The sequence below is a fragment of the Psychroserpens jangbogonensis genome (assembly GCF_000797465.1).
In the GTDB taxonomy this organism is placed as follows: Bacteria; Bacteroidota; Bacteroidia; order Flavobacteriales; family Flavobacteriaceae; genus Psychroserpens; species Psychroserpens jangbogonensis.
In genome coordinates this window covers 1-17,361 of sequence record NZ_JSWG01000005.1, presented here as the reverse complement: position 1 = coordinate 17,361, position 17,361 = coordinate 1, and the positions used below count along the sequence as shown (strand labels likewise).

The 17,361-nt window shown below is 32.3% G+C and carries 18 protein-coding genes; 9 read left to right on the top strand and 9 right to left on the bottom strand.

Translation table 11 applies throughout. The features are described from left to right. Nucleotides 1-135: 135 nt before the first annotated feature. Genes RH81_RS03430 through RH81_RS03415 form a run of 4 tightly spaced genes read right to left on the bottom strand, consistent with a single transcriptional unit; the run spans nt 136 to nt 2,522 of the window. A complete protein-coding gene (locus tag RH81_RS03430) occupies nt 136-615 on the bottom strand; it encodes a hypothetical protein (protein WP_033957807.1) in 480 nt (159 codons plus the stop codon). A gap of 57 nt (nt 616-672) precedes the next feature. Beyond that, complete coding sequence (locus tag RH81_RS03425; protein WP_033957804.1) at nt 673-1,023, bottom strand: phage holin family protein; 351 nt, start codon at nt 1,021-1,023, stop codon at nt 673-675. A gap of 11 nt (nt 1,024-1,034) precedes the next feature. Further along, nucleotides 1,035-1,808 (bottom strand): alpha/beta fold hydrolase, encoded by a 774-nt coding sequence (locus tag RH81_RS03420; protein ID WP_033957801.1) that lies wholly within the window; start codon nt 1,806-1,808, stop codon nt 1,035-1,037. Next, entirely contained in the window at nt 1,809-2,522 is a 714-nt protein-coding gene (locus RH81_RS03415; protein WP_033957799.1) for a pyridoxine 5'-phosphate synthase, read from the bottom strand. Between the two features lie 89 nt (nt 2,523-2,611). Between RH81_RS03415 and RH81_RS03410 the strand changes: the two genes are divergently transcribed. From RH81_RS03410 to murI, 8 genes are all read left to right on the top strand, one after another. Then, a complete protein-coding gene (locus RH81_RS03410; protein ID WP_033957798.1) occupies nt 2,612-3,268 on the top strand; it encodes a CBS domain-containing protein in 657 nt (218 codons plus the stop codon). Beyond that, the gene (locus RH81_RS03405) at nt 3,268-4,152 is read left to right on the top strand and encodes an NAD kinase (protein ID WP_033957797.1); all 885 of its coding nucleotides are present in this window, start codon (nt 3,268-3,270) and stop codon (nt 4,150-4,152) included. The genes RH81_RS03410 and RH81_RS03405 overlap by 1 nt, the downstream gene beginning before the upstream one ends. 99 nt (nt 4,153-4,251) lie before the next feature. After that, nucleotides 4,252-4,941, top strand: coding sequence for a type IX secretion system protein PorG (gene porG, locus RH81_RS03400; protein WP_033957796.1), 690 nt, complete (start codon nt 4,252-4,254; stop codon nt 4,939-4,941). Next, the gene (locus RH81_RS03395) at nt 4,942-5,682 is read left to right on the top strand and encodes an isoprenyl transferase (protein WP_033957794.1); all 741 of its coding nucleotides are present in this window, start codon (nt 4,942-4,944) and stop codon (nt 5,680-5,682) included. After that, nucleotides 5,654-8,239: a BamA/OMP85 family outer membrane protein gene (locus tag RH81_RS03390; protein WP_033957791.1), complete on the top strand. Its 2,586-nt coding sequence runs from the start codon at nt 5,654-5,656 to the stop codon at nt 8,237-8,239. Before RH81_RS03395 ends, RH81_RS03390 begins: the two co-directional genes overlap by 29 nt. A gap of 166 nt (nt 8,240-8,405) precedes the next feature. Further along, nucleotides 8,406-9,455, top strand: coding sequence for an OmpH/Skp family outer membrane protein (locus tag RH81_RS03385; RefSeq protein WP_033957787.1), 1,050 nt, complete (start codon nt 8,406-8,408; stop codon nt 9,453-9,455). A 33-nt stretch (nt 9,456-9,488) separates the two neighbouring features. Then, on the top strand, nt 9,489-9,998 hold the full coding sequence (locus tag RH81_RS03380) for an OmpH/Skp family outer membrane protein (RefSeq protein ID WP_033957784.1): 510 nt from the start codon (nt 9,489-9,491) through the stop codon (nt 9,996-9,998). 70 nt (nt 9,999-10,068) lie between these two features. Next, on the top strand, nt 10,069-10,848 hold the full coding sequence (gene murI, locus RH81_RS03375; protein ID WP_033957780.1) for a glutamate racemase: 780 nt from the start codon (nt 10,069-10,071) through the stop codon (nt 10,846-10,848). 1 nt (nt 10,849) lies between these two features. Here murI and RH81_RS03370 read toward each other — a convergent pair whose 3' ends face one another. From RH81_RS03370 to RH81_RS03360, 3 genes are read right to left on the bottom strand one after another with little or no spacing between them, the layout of a single operon-like run. Beyond that, nucleotides 10,850-11,362 (bottom strand): gamma carbonic anhydrase family protein, encoded by a 513-nt coding sequence (locus RH81_RS03370; RefSeq protein ID WP_033957777.1) that lies wholly within the window; start codon nt 11,360-11,362, stop codon nt 10,850-10,852. Nucleotides 11,363-11,369: 7 nt separating this feature from the next. Continuing rightward, the gene (locus RH81_RS03365; protein ID WP_033957773.1) at nt 11,370-12,104 is read right to left on the bottom strand and encodes a LytR/AlgR family response regulator transcription factor; all 735 of its coding nucleotides are present in this window, start codon (nt 12,102-12,104) and stop codon (nt 11,370-11,372) included. Continuing rightward, the gene (locus tag RH81_RS03360) at nt 12,105-14,243 is read right to left on the bottom strand and encodes a histidine kinase (protein WP_033957769.1); all 2,139 of its coding nucleotides are present in this window, start codon (nt 14,241-14,243) and stop codon (nt 12,105-12,107) included. Nucleotides 14,244-14,452: 209 nt separating this feature from the next. Here RH81_RS03360 and RH81_RS03355 point away from each other — a divergent pair, with 209 nt between their 5' ends. After that, a complete protein-coding gene (locus tag RH81_RS03355) occupies nt 14,453-15,607 on the top strand; it encodes a vWA domain-containing protein (protein ID WP_033957766.1) in 1,155 nt (384 codons plus the stop codon). Nucleotides 15,608-15,759: 152 nt separating this feature from the next. Here RH81_RS03355 and RH81_RS03350 read toward each other — a convergent pair whose 3' ends face one another. Next, the gene (locus RH81_RS03350) at nt 15,760-16,767 is read right to left on the bottom strand and encodes a PorP/SprF family type IX secretion system membrane protein (RefSeq protein WP_033957762.1); all 1,008 of its coding nucleotides are present in this window, start codon (nt 16,765-16,767) and stop codon (nt 15,760-15,762) included. An 8-nt stretch (nt 16,768-16,775) separates the two neighbouring features. After that, a partial coding sequence (locus tag RH81_RS03345) for a T9SS type B sorting domain-containing protein (protein ID WP_033957760.1) occupies nt 16,776-17,361 on the bottom strand: 586 nt, incomplete at its 5' end.

Here is a 17,361-nt window from a genome sequence, read left to right as displayed (position 1 = left end):
GCTGCAAAAATACGATATTTTTTGCAACCCAACAATATGTTACTCAATATCTATAATACTAAATACATTCAGAATATAATTTCGGTTTGATGCCTATGTAACAACAAGAGTTTTATAAGTTATATTAATATATTTCTATTGGATTTTTTTTATTAATTCAATGACATCCTCTTGATTATATTCTCCTGCTTTTTTAATATAATTTCCATCATTATCAATGACTAAAATCCCATAACATGTCTTATCATTAACAAAGAAATTATTCAGAAAAAAAGAATTAATGTCTGAATAATGACTTTTTGAGTCTATTATCTTTTTTGCTCTTTTTTCCTCAGCGTAAACAAAAACATTCCTAACATTATTCAATTTAATTTTAGAATAAAAATCTGTCCACCATTTTAAAGAATTTTTCAAGTTACTATAATTATCATAATGACAGCTGTTAATTGGCTGTCTGAAATTGACAATTATAAATTCCTCAGAACTCCAAGCGTAGTTTTCTTTTACAAGCTTTAATTGAGCTTCACTGAGTTTTTCATTATGACTATTGTTTTCAACTTTATGAAAACCAAATAATCCGACGGCTAGAATTAATAATAAAAATGCTCTTTTCATATCTAAAATAGTTTAAATTAAATTTTCTTGTGTCAACAAAATCGATTTAATCCGTCTTTAAGACTTTTTCTTCTCTTTTAAAAATGAATAGGCAATAGATTGCGAAATAGACAATAAGATACTAAATAGCAATGCTGTCCAAAAACCGTTAACACCAAAACCGTCAATAAACTTGTCTGCCAGAAGAATAATGCATGCATTAATAACTAACAAAAACAGACCTAAAGTCAGAATGGTAATTGGGATTGTTAAAATGATAAAAATTGGTTTTACAATAGCATTAAGCAATGCCAAAACAACTGCTACAATAATAGCTGCTGTAAATCCGCTCACAGCAACACCTGGTAAAAAATGTGCTAATAGCAACACAATACCTGCAGTAACTAAAAGTCTAAGAATAAGGTTCATAATAAAATAGTTTATGAACTAAATGTAACAAATTTTATGACAGCATCATAGAATTCCGTTGGATTTTCAGCATGTAACCAATGTCCTGCATTACTTATGGTTTCTATTTCGGCTAATGGAAAATGTTGCTTGATTAAAGCTTCATCATTAGACATGACATATTCACTTTTATCACCACGAAGAAACAGTGTTGGGTTTTCAAATTTAGAATGTATTGGTAATGCTTCACCTACTTCATGAACATTATCTTTTAAAACTTCTAGATTGATTCGTAAGGCCAACTGTCCTTTTTCAATCCAATATAAATTCTTTAATAAAAATAGACGTGTTCCAATTTCTGAAACATATTGAGATAACACTTTGTCAGCTTCGCCTCTACTTTTTAGTTCAGAAAAATCTAAAGCACTTAACCCATTTAAAATTGCATCGTGATGCACAGGATAAAAACGCGGACTAATATCTGCAACCAATAATTTAGACACCAATTCTGGGTAAAGAGTTGAAAACAACATCGCTGTTTTCCCACCCATCGAATGACCTAAAAGAATAATATTCTCCAACTGATGCTCTTCGCAATAGTGTTTTAAGTCTTCAGATAATACCTCATAATCAAATTCGTTGTCATAAAAACTACGTCCATGATTACGCTGATCTACCAAATGCACTTGAAAACCAGCTTGGCTAAATTTTGTACCTAAAGTTTTCCAGTTATCACTCATCCCAAGAAACCCATGAAGAATTACAAAAGGTTGACCTTCGCCTAAAATTTTAGAGTGTAATTTCATTTATTTTAACTTGTGAAGATACATTTGCACTACATTTTCAATCCCTAAATAGAGACTTTCAGAAATCAAAGCATGACCTATAGAGACTTCAAGTAAACCAGGAATATGATCTTTGAAAAATTTAATATTATCTAAAGACAAATCATGTCCAGCATTAATCCCTAATCCAATGGTGTTAGATAATTCTGCTGCTTTAGTAAAAGGGTCAATAGCTTCCATATTTCCTAATCCATATTGATGAGCAAAACTTTCGGTATAGAGTTCAATTCTATCAGCTCCAGTAGTTTTTGCGCCTTCAATCATTTTAAGCACAGGATCTACAAATATAGATGTGCGAATTCCGTTTGATCTAAATTCCGAAATGACTTCAGTCAAAAAGCTTTTATGTGTTATGGTATCCCAACCTGCATTAGAGGTTAAAGCATCAACGGCATCAGGAACAAGAGTTACCTGTGTAGGTTTCACTTCTAATACTAAATCCATAAAAGACTTTATAGGATTCCCTTCTACATTGAACTCCGTATAAACTTCTGACTTTAAATCTCGAGTATCTTGATATTTAATATGACGTTCATCTGGTCTTGGATGAACGGTTACACCTTGAGCTCCAAAACGCTGAACATCTTTTGCAAATTGAACAACATTAGGTGTGTTACCACCACGAGAATTACGCAAGGTGGCAATCTTGTTAATATTTACACTTAACTTAGTCATTTGTTCATATTTTAGGTGCAAAAATACAAAGTACTTACTGCTTTTTATGGTTATTTTTAATTAATTTGCGGTAGAATATAAATCCGATTATGCCATTACAAGAATACATTATTAATGATATCAAACCGTTAAGCATTACTGACAAGGTTAGTGACCTACAAATGCTATTTAATGAACTAACATATTCTCATATTCCTGTTGAAAACAATGGCACTTACATAGGCTGTGTTTCTGAGACTGATGCACATTGTTTTGAAGGAAAAAAAACGATTGCGGAATGTAATTACGCAATCGAAGGTTTCTTTGTAAGAACGCATACTAATTGGCTAGATGTGCTAGAAACTTTTGCTCAAAACTCTTGCAATATTATGCCTGTTTTGAGTGATAAAAATAATTATTTAGGATATTATGAGCTTAATGACATTATTGGATTATTTAATCAAACACCTTTCTTTAGAGAACCTGGAGGCATAATAGTTATTGAAAAGGGATTGGTAGATTATTCCTTTAGTGAAGTCAGTCAGATTGTAGAATCTAATGATGCAAAAATATTGGGTGCTTTTGTTTCTAAATTAGAAAGTGATGTTGTTCAAATCACTTTAAAAATTGGTAATGCAGGACTAAATGATGTTATTCAAACCTTTAGAAGGTACAGTTATAATATAGTTTCTGGACATGAGGAAGACACCTATGTTGAAAACTTAAAGGACCGTTCTGAGTACCTTAGAAAATACCTAGATATATAATGAAAATTGCTATATACGGACAATATTATCATAACAGTACTCAAGCAAGTATTGAAGTACTTTTAAATGCTTTATCAAGAAAGAATGTCTCTGTTTTTATTGAAAATGATTTTTTCAATATTATTAAACACGAAAGTAAACAACCTTCAAGATTAGATGGATTTGAAACTTTTGAATCTTTAGATGATTCTTACACATTGCTAATTAGCATTGGTGGTGATGGTACCATTTTAAGAGCTATTACTTATGTGAGAGATTTATCAATTCCTATTGTTGGTATAAATACTGGTAGACTTGGATTTTTGGCGACAATTCAAACCAATCAAATTGAATCTGCTATTGATGATATTATAAAAGGTAATTATAAAATTTCGCAACGCACCCTTTTGTGTGTTGAAACACAACCAGAAAATGACGAACTAATAGAGACCAATTTTGCGTTGAATGAAATCGCGGTCAGCAGAAAGAATACAACGTCAATGATTACTGTTGAGACGCATTTAAATTCAGAATACCTCACGTCATACTGGGCAGATGGACTTATTATTTCTACACCTACAGGTTCTACAGGATATTCTTTAAGTTGTGGTGGACCTGTAATCACACCTGAAACGGATAGCTTTGTTTTAACACCTATTGCACCACATAACCTTAATGCAAGACCACTTGTAATTCCCGACAATACCGAAATACAACTTAAAGTAAATGGTCGTGAAGAACACTATTTAATATCTCTAGATTCTCGAATTGCCACTTTACACAATTCAACCGTAGTCACCATTAAAAAAGCAGATTTCGAAATAAAAATGGTTGAGTTACTACAAGAAAGCTTTATTGATACGTTAAGAAAAAAAATGCTTTGGGGAGAAGACAAAAGAAACTAAACAATAAAAAACAACAAAAACTGTTAATCTGTAAGACTATTTGCCTCAAATTGTTATAGGCAAATCATAATTGTTATATTTGCAAACTTTTAAAAATTTATGAGATATTTAATCTTATTTTTATTGAGTGTGTTTTTCGCCCAAACTAGTCATTCTCAAATTTATGAAGTTGGCGTGTATGCAGGTGGAAGCAATTTTATTGGAGATGTTGGAGCTACAGATTATATTGCGCCAAATACCGCTGCTTTAGGTTTGATTTTAAAATGGAATCGTAGCCCAAGACATTCTTGGAGAGTGTCTCTAATATATGCTGATTTGGTAGGTAAAGATAGAGAGTCAGATGATCCAAGACGAATAGCTAGAAATTACGAATTTGATAGTAATTTATTAGAAATTTCGGCTGGTATGGAATTTACCTTTTGGGATTTTGATCTTCATACCTCAGGATTGAAGGTTACGCCTTATCTCTATTCTGGAATTACTGCAGCAAAGCATGATAATTTCTATTATGGACAAGATGGAGAAATCATAAATGAAGAAACAAGTAGTTGGGCATTTGGAATTCCTATGACCTTAGGTATTAAATCAAATATTACCAACCATTTTATCCTAGGGTTTGAAATTGGTGCGAGATATACCTTTTCAGATGAGTTAGATGGAAGTGTTCCTGATGGCGATTTTGAGGATCAAGTTAGTATTGGAAATATAAATAGTAATGATTGGTACGTATTTACCGGTTTTACTTTAACATACACATTTGGACAAAGACCTTGTTATTGCAATTTTTAAATGAATCTAAAAGACCAAATATTAAAAGATAAATTACCAGCTCATGTTGCAATAATCATGGATGGCAATGGTCGTTGGGCTAAGAAAAAAGGAATGCTAAGAGTCATTGGTCACGAAAATGGCACTAAATCTGTTAGAGAAGTAGTTGAAACAAGCGCTGATATAGGTATAAAGCACTTAACACTATATGCCTTTTCAACAGAGAATTGGAAACGTCCTAAACTAGAAGTACAGACTTTAATGAAGCTTTTAGTAAAGTCCTTAAAAAAAGAAATTAAAACATTACAAGATAATAACATCAAGCTTTCCGCTATTGGAAACCTAAATGATTTGCCAAAAAAAGCACATACAGAATTACTAGAAGTTATTGATAAAACTAAAAGCAATACTCATATGACTTTAACTTTAGCGCTTAGCTATGGTTCGAGAGAAGAAATGGTTAATGCCGTTAAAGAGATAGCTACGAACGTTAAAAATAATATAATTTCTGCTGAAAGTATTGACGAATCAATTATTAATAAGCATCTTTACACGCAAAATTTACCAGATGTAGATTTGTTAATTAGGACCAGTGGTGAACACAGAATAAGTAATTTCCTTTTATGGCAAATTGCTTATGCCGAATTATATTTTACAGATATTTTATGGCCGGATTTCACAAAGGAGAACCTATATGAGGCTTTGATTAATTATCAAAACAGAGAACGACGATTTGGAAAAACTAGTGAACAACTTAGCTAATAATTTACTTTTGAAAACTTACATAAAGCAACTATTTACAGTATTAATCTTCATTATTTCGAGCATAGTTGTTGCACAACAAACCGGCTTTAATAACGGGAAAAGTTACATCTTAGAAGAAGTAACAGTTACTGGAAGCACAAACTTTAGTGAAACAACAATTGTTACTTTTTCGGGATTACGTAAAGGACAAGATATTATCATACCTGGAGAACAAGTTAGTAATGCATTAAAGAAACTTTGGGCAAGTAAACTATTTAGTAGTATTGATATTTATTTAGTTAAAACAGAAAACAATAAAGCATATTTAGAAATTAACCTTACTGATTTACCTGAACTTAATAAGGTTGAAGTAAAAGGCCTTAAAAGGAAGAAGAAAGAAGCTGTTATAAAAGATAACAATCTTATTAAAGGTGTAAAAGTAACAGAAAACTTAATTACTACTACACGTAACTACCTTACTAACAAATACAAAAAAGACGGTTTCCTAAACACTAAGACAACTGTCAACACCAATGAAGTTACTGGTGATTCTATTCCAAAAAGTCGTGTAGATATGCTTATCTACATTGATAAAGGAGAAAAAGTTAAAATAGATAAAATCGTATTTAATGGAAATGATAAGCTTTCAGATAAAAAGCTTAGAAAGACCATGAAAAATACTAAGAAAAAGAACTTCATCCGTTTTCTAAAGCGCTCAAAATATATTGAAGAAGACTATAAACAAGATCTTGTTAGCATCATTGATAAGTATAAAGAAAACGGTTATAGAGATGCTAGAATCATTTCAGACTCTATTATATTTAAAGACAAAAAAACAATAAGTTTAGAAATTACACTAGAAGAAGGTGAGCAGTATAAATTTGGTAAAATTACATTTGTTGGAAATAGTGTTTATACAGACGATCAATTACAGTCTGTATTGAGAATTAGAGAAGGTGAAACCTATAATGGAGTAGAATTACGTAAGCGTATTGCTGACGACACTAAGCCAGACGCTTTAGACTTAACTAACCTTTATCAAAACAATGGATATTTATTTTCAAGTATAAATCCAGTAGAAGTTAGTGCAGAAGGAAACGTGATAGATATGGAAATTCGTATCTCTGAAGGTAAACCTGCTTATTTCAATAATGTTTCGGTTACAGGTAATGACAGAACAAATGACCATGTTATTTATAGAGAATTAAGAACAAAACCTGGTCAGTTATATAGTAAGGCTAATGTAATTAGAACTATTAGAGAACTTGGTCAGTTAGGCTTTTTTGATGCACAACTCTTAACTCCCGACTTCAAAAACATGAACCCAAATGAAGGAACTGTAGACTTAGAGTATACTGTTGTTGAAAGAGGTTCTAGTCAAATAGAATTGCAAGGTGGTTATGGTGGAGGTGGTTTCATTGGTACACTTGGTTTATCATTCAATAACTTCTCTATTAAAGATATATTTAAAAAAGAAGCCTATAAACCTGTCCCAATGGGAGATGGTCAAACCTTAGCGTTGCGTTTGCAAGCCTCAAGGTTTTTCCAAACATATAGTTTCTCATTTTCAGAACCATGGTTAGGTGGTAAACGTCCAGTTCAATTATCTACATCTATATCTCACACAAAACAATTTCTTTATGATCCTTCAACTGGAGGAGCAGATAAAGACAAACGTTTTAACATTACGGGTGTTTCTGTTGGAATAGCTAAACGATTGAAAGTTCCAGATGATTATTTCACATTGTCTCAATCCGTAAGTTTTCAGCATTATAACTTAAAAAATTACAACACTGGTTTATTCACATTTGGTGATGGATATTCAAATAACTTATCATACACAATCGGTTTAAGCCGAAATAATCTGTTTACAGATCCAATTTATCCTGAAGGCGGATCAAGCTTTTCTATCAGTGCAAAAATGTCTTTACCATACTCATTATTTAATAGTGTAGATTACAAGGCTTTAAAAGATGAAAGAGATGCTCTTGATCCAGCAAATCCTGATGATTTAGTAAGACTTGGAGAAATTGACCAAGAACGTTACAATTGGTTGGAGTTCTACAAAGTTAAGTTTAAAGGAGACTGGTATACACGAATTGTAAAGAAGTTAATAATTAAGTCTGGTTTTGAATTTGGATTCCTTGGTGCCTATAATGGTGATAGAGGTGTTATTCCTTTTGAACGCTTCTTTTTAGGTGGTGATGGTTTAGGAAACTATTCATTAGACGGTAGAGAAGTTATTCAACTTCGTGGTTACCCAAATCAATCGTTATCTTCTCAAGATGGTGGAACCATTTATAATAAATTCTCATTAGAATTAAGATATCCTATAACACTTGGTGCACAGGCTAAAATATATGCTTTAATGTTTGCAGAAGGTGGTGCTTCATATGACAATTATAGAGATTATAATCCTTTTGATCTTAATCGTTCAGCAGGTTTCGGACTAAGAATATTCATGCCTGCCTTTGGATTATTAGGTATTGATTTTGGTCATGGATTTGACGCCACTCCTGGCACAACTGTCAAAAATGGATGGGAAACTCACTTTATTATTGGACAGCAATTTTAATTTTGGCACGATATTTTCTATAAGCAATATGACGATTTAATGAATGTGTTAAAATTTTTCAGAATATATTTCGTTTATTTGAAAAGCAAAACAATGATGGAATCGTTATATTTATCTGTCATTTTAATATTAATAGAAAATATTAGTAAATCATAAAATAAAACAGATGAAGTATAAAGTTCTTTTTTTAGTGGCAGTTATAGGTCTAACGAGCTTTGTTTCCAATGCACAACAACGTGGTGTTAGAATAGGTTATATTGATACCGAATATATTTTACAGAATATACCTGAATATCAACAAGCGACAACACAATTAGAACAAAAAGTTCAGCAATGGAAAACAGAAATTGAACAACGTTTAAGCTCTGTTGAACAAAAGAAAAATCAGCTAGAAAATGAAAGTGTTCTTTTAACTAAGGAATTGTATGATGAGCGCTTAGAAGATATTTCTTATGAAGAAGCAGATATTTTAGATTATCAACAAAAACGTTTTGGTCCTAGTGGTGATTTAATGATTCAGAAGAAACAGTTGATTCAACCTATTCAAGATCAAATTTTTGCTGCAGTTCAAGAAATTGCAGGTAACAAAAAATATGATTTCATATTCGACAAATCAGCAGACGTTGTGATGTTATACTCAGCAGAGCGTTTTGATATAAGCGAATTAATTATTAGAAGTATCACAAGATCTTCTAAACGAACACAGGCTAAGTCTCGTTCTGAACGTAAAAAAGCTGGTGAAGAAGATGTGGTTCCAGTGATTAATAAAGAACTTGATGAACGTCAAAAAGTTTTAGAAGATAAAAAATCTGAACGTGAAGCAGCAATTGCAAAACGACAGGAAGATCAGCTAAAAAGAAGAGATTCATTAAAAAATGCAGCTGCAGACCGTCGTCAAAAAATACTTGATGATAGAGCTGAAGCGAAAGCAGAACGTGACAGTGTAAATGGAGCTAAAAGAGCTGGCACTAAAGATACCACTACGGTAGAAAAGACTGAAACTAAGTCCGAAGCAAAAAAGGCTGGTGATACTGCTGAAAAAACACCAGCACAAATAGCTGAAGAAAAGAAACAGCAAAAATTAAAAGATAGAGAAGCAAGACAAAAAGCTCTCGATGAAAAAAGAAAGAAAATATTAGAGGACAGAAAAAAGGCAAAAGAAGAACGAGAAGCTCAGAAAAAAAGCAATGACTCTATCCCTAATGACAATAACTAAAAACAATAATTATAACACGTAACAAATTTTAAAATGAAACAATTTAGAACCCTTTTATTTGCAAGCTTACTTTTTGTTGGAGCAACAAGCTTTACAACGGCACAAACTAAAATTGCACATATTAACACAACGCAGTTGGTTGAAGCTATGCCAGAGATGAAAACTGCACAGGCTGAGATTGAAAGGTTAACAAAGACCTATGAAGCTGAAATCAAAACGATGGCTACAGAACTTCAAAATAAAGTAAAACAATATCAAGCTGAAGTAGATACTAAAACTGAAGAAGAAAACACGGCAAGAGCTCAAGAAGTTCAAACTATGGAACAAAGTATTCGTCAGTATCAAGGTCAAGCTCAACAAGACTTACAGAAAAAAGAAGCTGATTTATTAAAGCCTATTTTTGAAAAAGCAAAAGCGGCTATTGATAAAGTTTCTAAAGCTCAAGGTTTCCAGTATGTATTAGATTCTACTCAAGGAAGTGGTGTTCTAGTTGCTGATGGTAAAGATTTATTAGCAGATGTGAAGACAGAATTAGGATTCTAAATCACTACACTAAAAATAAATTAATAGAAAAGCCACTTTACGAAGTGGCTTTTCTATTTTTGTAAAACAAATGAATACACAACCTATTGGCATATTTGACTCCGGTATTGGTGGCACATCAATTTTTAAAGAAATTCATGCGTTTTTACCAAATGAAAATTCAATATACCTTGCCGATAGTAAACATGCTCCTTATGGTAATAAGAGCAAACAAGAGATCCTTGCCCTTAGCATAAAAAATACAGAATATCTTTTATCAAAAAATTGCAAACTGATTGTTGTGGCTTGTAATACCGCGACCACAAACGCTATCTCATATTTACGCTCAACATACGATGTACCATTTATTGGTATTGAACCTGCAATAAAACCTGCAGCTCTCAACACACAAACCAAAACTATTGGAATTTTAGCTACAAAAGGCACGCTTGCGAGTGATTTGTTTCATAAAACAACTGATTTATATAGTAATGGGATTGAAGTTATAGAACAAATTGGAGAAGGTATTGTTACTTTAATTGAAGAAGGAAAAGTGTCATCCAATGAAATGAAAGCATTACTGATTGAGTATCTACAACCTATGATTAACGCTAATATTGATTACTTGGTGCTAGGTTGTACACACTATTCATACCTAATGCCTTTGCTACTAGATATCCTTCCTAAACATGTTAAAATAATCGATTCTGGATTAGCAGTTGCTAAACAAATCAAGGAGATCCTTGATCAAAACCAGCTTGAGAATTCTATAAGTAAAACACCTGAAAATTTGTTTTACACAAATACAAATACCATTGTTTTAAATGACATTCTTGATGGTAAGTTTAAAGTAGAATTATTAGATTTTTAATCTACTTAAACCAACTCGAATACGTCACATAATTGTCTGCAATTCTATCAATTTCACCAGAGATTAATTCTTGGCTAATATCTTTTATTTTTTTTGCAGGAACACCAGCATAAATACTTCCTGATTCTACTCTTGTATTGGCAGTAACAACAGCTCCTGCTGCAATAATACAATTGCTTTCTACAACACAATCATCCATAATAATACTTCCCATTCCAATGAGAACATTATCATGAATAGTGCAACCATGTACGATGGCATTGTGACCAATAGACACATTATTACCTATTGTAGTTGGCGATTTCTGATACGTAGCATGTATGATTGCGCCATCTTGAACATTCACTTTGTTACCCATTTTTATGAAATGCACATCACCGCGAATGACAGCATTAAACCAAACACTACATTCATTTCCCATTATTACCTCTCCAACTATAGTTGCGTTTTCAGCAATGTAACAGTCGTCTGGTATTTTAGGATGGATTCCTTTTACTGGTTTTATGATTGGCATAATATGTTTATTTAAAATAAGATAATAAATCGGCTTTTTTAGAGGCAGACACTATAATCTGTTTTCCATTACTTAAAACCACGCTTCCTCCTTTTCCTTTTAGATATTTAGTCACTTCATTTACATTTACTAAATAACTTTTATGAACCCTTGCAAAATTACTTCCACTGAGGGCTTCCTCAAAATATTTCAAGGTTTTACTCACAAGTTTCTTCTTGTTGTTATTTAAGTGAATTTCGGTATAGTTATCATCAGCTTTGCAATACATAATATCTGCAGTTTCTATAACTTCAAATCCATTTTGTTGCGGAATGGTTATTTTCCCGTTGACACTATTGGTCTTAGGCACCAAAACTTGATTTTGTAGTGCGTCTTCCTTCATTTTAATTTCAGAAACATAATCAACAGATTTTATTAACTCATCAATTGAGATTGGCTTCATTAAATAATACGATGCATGTGCGTTTAAAGCTTCAATTGCATAGTGATTATAAGCCGTAACAAAAATGGTTTCAAAATCTACATCTCCTACTTTATCCAATAAGTCAAAAGCATTTCCGTAGGGCATTTCTACATCAAGAAACACCAAATCCAAATCATGATTTCTAATAAGAATTAAAGCTTCATCAACATTTTCAGCTTCACCTAAAACTTCAACATTTGGACAGTACTTATTGAGATAATTTTTTAAAATCTCTCTACTCGTTTCTTCGTCTTCTACAATTATGGATTTCAAATTCATTTAATCTTTTTTTAAGGTAACTACGACTTTGGTTCCTGCATCTTCTTCATCTTGATAATCATCAATGAATACGTCTACCTTGTCTTTATACATTTCGTTTAATATGGCCACACGTTTTTTGATATTACCCATTCCTTTTGAGTTTTGTTTTTTCTGATTCTCTGTTTTTAAAGTTTTAGAACGTTCTCTTCCAATCCCATCATCAGAAACACTTATCGTTATTTCATTACTGCTTTTTTTATCGATAGAAATATATAAATGTCCTTTTTCAGTTTTATAACGCAATCCATGCCATACCGCATTTTCAATATAAGGTTGCAATAGCATTGGTGGAATTTGATATTCAGAAACATCAACAGCATCATCAACAATTATACTATAATCAAACTTGTCTTTAAATCTAAAATGCTCTAATTTAGTATACAAATCGAGTAATTCAATTTCTTTCTGTAAAGGGATAAAATCCTCTTCACTATTCTCTAAAACCGATCGCATCAAATGTGAAAAATCAGAAAGGTATTTATTGGCAGTACGCTCGTCATTACTAGCAATAAAACTATTGACAGAATTAAGTGCATTAAAAATAAAATGCGGATTCATCTGACTTCTTAACGACTTTAAAGCCAGTAAATTATTCGCTAATCGCTGTTGTTTTATATACTTATACATTACAAAAGCCATAATGGTTAGCAGCAACATACCAGCTATTAAAGCATAAATAACGATTTGTTGGTTTTTATTACGTGATTCTACAAGGCTTTCGTTTAGCTCTCTATCACTTTCAAGGCTGGTGATTCGATTTTGTTGCTCACTAATATTTCGTCTTAATCGGTCAGCTTGTGAAAGTTCTTGCTCTCTTTTAACATACAACTCGTCTACAACTTGGGTATAAGCCGTAAAAGTCTCAAGAGCCTTTTGATAGTTTCCTGCATCTACATAAACATCGGAAAGCTTCTTAGTGGCATCTTTTTTAACAATCAAATCTTCCTTAACATCAGCTTCTTCAATACTTCTTTCCAGGTAAGGAATAGCATTTATATAATCCTTTTGTAATGCATAAGCATTCCCAATTTTATAGTTTTGTTTTTGAAGGGTTAAAGCGCTTTCATTATCAATAATTGAATCTTTTTCTACAGCTTCAACATCTTCAACAATTTGTTTTCTTAACTCTATTTCTTTATCGTAATTGCGATTTGTATTTTGAAAATCGGCCACTGTAACCTTTTCTTCAAGAGCACGTTTTTTAGTTTCCTTTTTTGCAAGATCCATCGAGTTATCAAAGTACCCTTCTGCTTCCTCAACCTTTCCGTCGGCATTATAAGTCTGTGCTATTTTTGAATTTAGATCAACTACTTTGGGTGAAATCAAATGATCCCTGGCTACTGTAAGTCCTTTTTGATAAGCATTAAGGGATTTATCATATTTTCTAATACTGAAATAAGTATCACCTAAACCTTCATATAGCGTCACTAGTTGGTAATTCCCAAGTTCCTTTTTATTAATAGCATTATACGTATCAATGCTTTCTTGATAATTTTTATTAAGCTCATACGCTTTAGCTAATCCCAACTTAGAATCATTAGTTTCTACATTTTGAAGACTAATCCTATAATTATTAACTGCAAGATCATACTGTTTCCAAAACATATATACTTCAGCTAAAATCTGATATGCTTCTGCATTTTGAGTTACAGAATTACTATGAGTCAAGGCTTCACCAACAAATTTTATACTCTTAGCAACATCTTTTTTCTTATGTACTGCAACGGAATCAATTAAAGAATTAAAACCCTTAATGTCACGTCTAAATTTGGAGTTTATATTTTTACTAACTACAGGTTCAACTTCTATGGTAATACGATCTTCATTAGTAATAGTATAGTAAACGGTTTCAAAATCTTTATGTCTTACAATAAGTTCATCTCCTTTTTTGGCCTTTATTGTAAATCGCCCTTGCCAATCGGTAATTGTGTAAGCGCCTCCATTAATCTCAATATTAACTTTTGAAATTGGCTCATAAGTATCACTCTCACGTACCGATCCTCTAATATGTAATAAGGGCCCTTCTTGTTGCGCAGCCAAATTATAAACAGGCATACACAATAAGAAAATAAGACTGTATTTTAAGATTTCTTTCATTTGATAAATTTCAACAGAATAAACTTACACACTTTAATTCATTAAATAAAATTGAAAAAAGCCAAAATAGGACTTAAAACAGTTAAAAAGGAAGGCTTCCCTCATTTAAAAACCATCCTTACTCACTTAAGAACTGGCTTTACTCATTATCGTTTTTTATTAAAGAAAGATGCTCATAATTTTATCCCATCAATCTTAAAACATACATAATGAAAACATTTTTTAAATCGATAGTATTAAGCGTCTTTATGATTACTTGTCTATCCTGTAACGCCAACAACAAATCAGACAAAACCAAAGTCGCTTTAGTGGAAACAGTAATTCATGAAGCAAATAATCAGTTTATAAAAGTTGCGCTTTTGTTAGATACTAGTAATAGTATGGATGGACTAATAGATCAAGCTAAATCACAACTTTGGGACATTGTTAATGAATTATCTTATGCAAAATGTGGTGATGAAAAACCAAATTTAGAGATTGCTCTGTACGAATATGGAAATGATAACCTAAACGGAAGAGAAGGTTATATTCGTCAAGTATTAGCTTTTAGTGGTGATTTAGATGAAATTTCAAAACAACTATTTTCGTTAACTACAAACGGAGGAAATGAGTATTGCGGTCAAGTCATAGAAACATCTTTAAATCAATTAAATTGGGGTAAAAACCAAGATGATTTAAAATTAATATTTATAGCAGGCAATGAACCATTCACTCAAGGTCATGTGAGTTATAAAGAAGCTGCAAAGCATGCTCATAAAAACGATGTAACAATAAACACCATTTTTTGCGGAGATTATAATCAGGGTATTTCATCCTATTGGAAAGATGGTGCAGATTTGGCGCATGGTGACTATATGGCCATTAACCAAAATAAAGCTACTACTTACGTCGCAACACCTTATGATGATCAAATTCTAAAACTAAATCAAAAACTAAACAAAACATATGTTGCCTATGGTTATGTTGGAGAAGTAAGAATAATGCAACAAGTACAAGAGGACACTAATGCAATGGGTTATAGCAGTGCAAATGCAGTGAGTAGAACGGTAAGTAAAAGTTCTCATTTATATCAAAACTCAAATTGGGATTTAGTCGACGCTGAAAAGGAAAAAGATTTCAACTATGAAGAACTTAAGGAAGATGATTTACCTAAAGAATTAAAAGGTAAAAGCAAATCTGAAATTAAGACGTATTTAGCTAAAAAACGTGAAGCAAGAGAATCTATTCAAGGCGACATACAGACCTTAAACGAAAAAAGGCGTAAGTTCATAACAGAACAACAAAAAGATGATGAAAACAAGTTAGAAAACGCTATGATACGTGCAATAAAAACACAAGCTAAAGAAAAGAAATATAAATGGTAATAGTTTTGAGCGTTTCCAAGGTAATTCCTTGGTCGTGCTCTCAGCAGTCGCTTCCAAATTTAATAAAACTTTGGAGAGCTTCAACAAAGCTTCCATCACTAACGCAAAAAGTCTCGAAAATTTCGAGACTTTTTATTTATATATGTTTGGAATTAGTTAATTGCAGGGCAATTACACTCATACTTTTCTCTTCTACAATTAAAGTTATAACCCAGTGTTATTTGGTGAAAACCTCCATTATTAAATACTACAGAATTTGCTTGATAAGAATAGGTATAAGCAAATACAAAATTATTATAATCTACACCAAAGAAAGGTGTGAAGTATTGTAGTTTCTGACTACTAACTCCCGATCCTTCTTGAAATTCAGCTCCGTCAAAACTTCTTCTATAAGATATTCCTCCCCAAATTTTTCCGAAATCCATTTCTCTATAAACTTTTGCATTTACGTCAATTGAAGACTCTTCAGTCGCATCTCTGTACATATACATCACTGATGGCTCATAACTCCAAGGACTATTGTATTTGCTAAATGTATTTCCGGCAGATATCAAATATGTTCTTAAGTTGTCATAAGTCAAACCCTGTTCATTAAAATTAATTCCTTCATTGTTCAGTACATTTTTAACTGTAGCATGAGCATAGAAGTTTATTAAATGGTATGAAAATCCAAAATCAACATTAAAATTAGTTGCACTTTGTTCTACACCAGCAATAATTGGATCGAAACCATCTGCCAAAAACTCTGTTTCATCAAGTTTATATTGAATTAAACCAGCACTTAAACCAAACGACAGCATATTCAAGTCAATTTCATTACGAGAAAACATTAAATGATGCGCATAAGTCAAATATCCACCAGTTTGAGAATGGTATCCGTTTTTATCATTGTAAAAGATTGCACCAACTGCAGACTGAGAATCTCCAATTCTACCATTGATACTAAGCGTTTGTAGATTAGGCGCTTCCTCTTGTCCAAACCATTGTTGACGTGCTGTTAATCTTACTTTAGCACAATTTGCAACACCAGCCATAGACGGGTGGATTAAATAATAGTTATCAGTTAAATAATCTGAATAAATCGGTAACCCTTCTTGAGCAGTACCAATTTGGGTAAATAAGGCTAAACTTGCTATTAAACAATATTTCTTAAAATTCATATCTAATTTTATCTTTTCAGGGTGAAATGGGCTTTAAATTCTTTACGTTCTCCGGTATTTGGTTCATTGTACTCTACTACAAACCAGTAGTCACTCGTTGGCATTGGGTTTCCATTATAGGTACCATTCCAACCTTCACTCGAGGGACTTATCTGTTTTATTAGTTTTCCGTACCTGTCAAATATATAAATTTTTGCGCTTGGTTGGTCCGCAATACCTTTAATGTTCCATGTGTCATTATAACTATCTCCATTTGGTGTGAAAAACTTCGGGTAATCCATTACCGTTACCTTATCACTCACAAATCCACAGCCTATCTTATCTCGTACATCTATATCATGCTCGCCTGCTGATACATCTGTAAAGGTATTACTATCCTGCCATGCTCCATCATCTAATCGATACTCATAATCGCCAGATCCTGTAACTGTAACAACTATAATATGCAACTCTGAAAAGGCATCTGTTGTTACATCTACTAACACTATTGTTGGTGGTGAACTCTCTATAACTTCTGTTGTAACACTACTTGTACAACCTGTCAATGCATCCGTTACTATAACACTATAAATCCCACCTTCACTTGGCGCATAA

Excerpts from the sequence above, each read along its gene's own strand:
- porG (WP_033957796.1), top strand. The coding sequence starts at position 4,252 with ATGAGATATTTAATCTTATTTTTATTGAGTGTGTTTTTCGCCCAAACT.
- RH81_RS03385 (WP_033957787.1), top strand. The coding sequence starts at position 8,406 with ATGAAGTATAAAGTTCTTTTTTTAGTGGCAGTTATAGGTCTAACGAGC.
- RH81_RS03370 (WP_033957777.1), bottom strand. The coding sequence starts at position 11,362 with ATGCCAATCATAAAACCAGTAAAAGGAATCCATCCTAAAATACCAGAC.
- murI (WP_033957780.1), top strand. The coding sequence starts at position 10,069 with ATGAATACACAACCTATTGGCATATTTGACTCCGGTATTGGTGGCACA.
- RH81_RS03355 (WP_033957766.1), top strand. The coding sequence starts at position 14,453 with ATGAAAACATTTTTTAAATCGATAGTATTAAGCGTCTTTATGATTACT.
- RH81_RS03405 (WP_033957797.1), top strand. The coding sequence starts at position 3,268 with ATGAAAATTGCTATATACGGACAATATTATCATAACAGTACTCAAGCA.
- RH81_RS03395 (WP_033957794.1), top strand. The coding sequence starts at position 4,942 with ATGAATCTAAAAGACCAAATATTAAAAGATAAATTACCAGCTCATGTT.
- RH81_RS03425 (WP_033957804.1), bottom strand. The coding sequence starts at position 1,023 with ATGAACCTTATTCTTAGACTTTTAGTTACTGCAGGTATTGTGTTGCTA.
- RH81_RS03350 (WP_033957762.1), bottom strand. The coding sequence starts at position 16,767 with ATGAATTTTAAGAAATATTGTTTAATAGCAAGTTTAGCCTTATTTACC.
- RH81_RS03410 (WP_033957798.1), top strand. The coding sequence starts at position 2,612 with ATGCCATTACAAGAATACATTATTAATGATATCAAACCGTTAAGCATT.
- RH81_RS03415 (WP_033957799.1), bottom strand. The coding sequence starts at position 2,522 with ATGACTAAGTTAAGTGTAAATATTAACAAGATTGCCACCTTGCGTAAT.
- RH81_RS03380 (WP_033957784.1), top strand. The coding sequence starts at position 9,489 with ATGAAACAATTTAGAACCCTTTTATTTGCAAGCTTACTTTTTGTTGGA.
- RH81_RS03360 (WP_033957769.1), bottom strand. The coding sequence starts at position 14,243 with ATGAAAGAAATCTTAAAATACAGTCTTATTTTCTTATTGTGTATGCCT.
- RH81_RS03365 (WP_033957773.1), bottom strand. The coding sequence starts at position 12,104 with ATGAATTTGAAATCCATAATTGTAGAAGACGAAGAAACGAGTAGAGAG.
- RH81_RS03430 (WP_033957807.1), bottom strand. The coding sequence starts at position 615 with ATGAAAAGAGCATTTTTATTATTAATTCTAGCCGTCGGATTATTTGGT.
- RH81_RS03420 (WP_033957801.1), bottom strand. The coding sequence starts at position 1,808 with ATGAAATTACACTCTAAAATTTTAGGCGAAGGTCAACCTTTTGTAATT.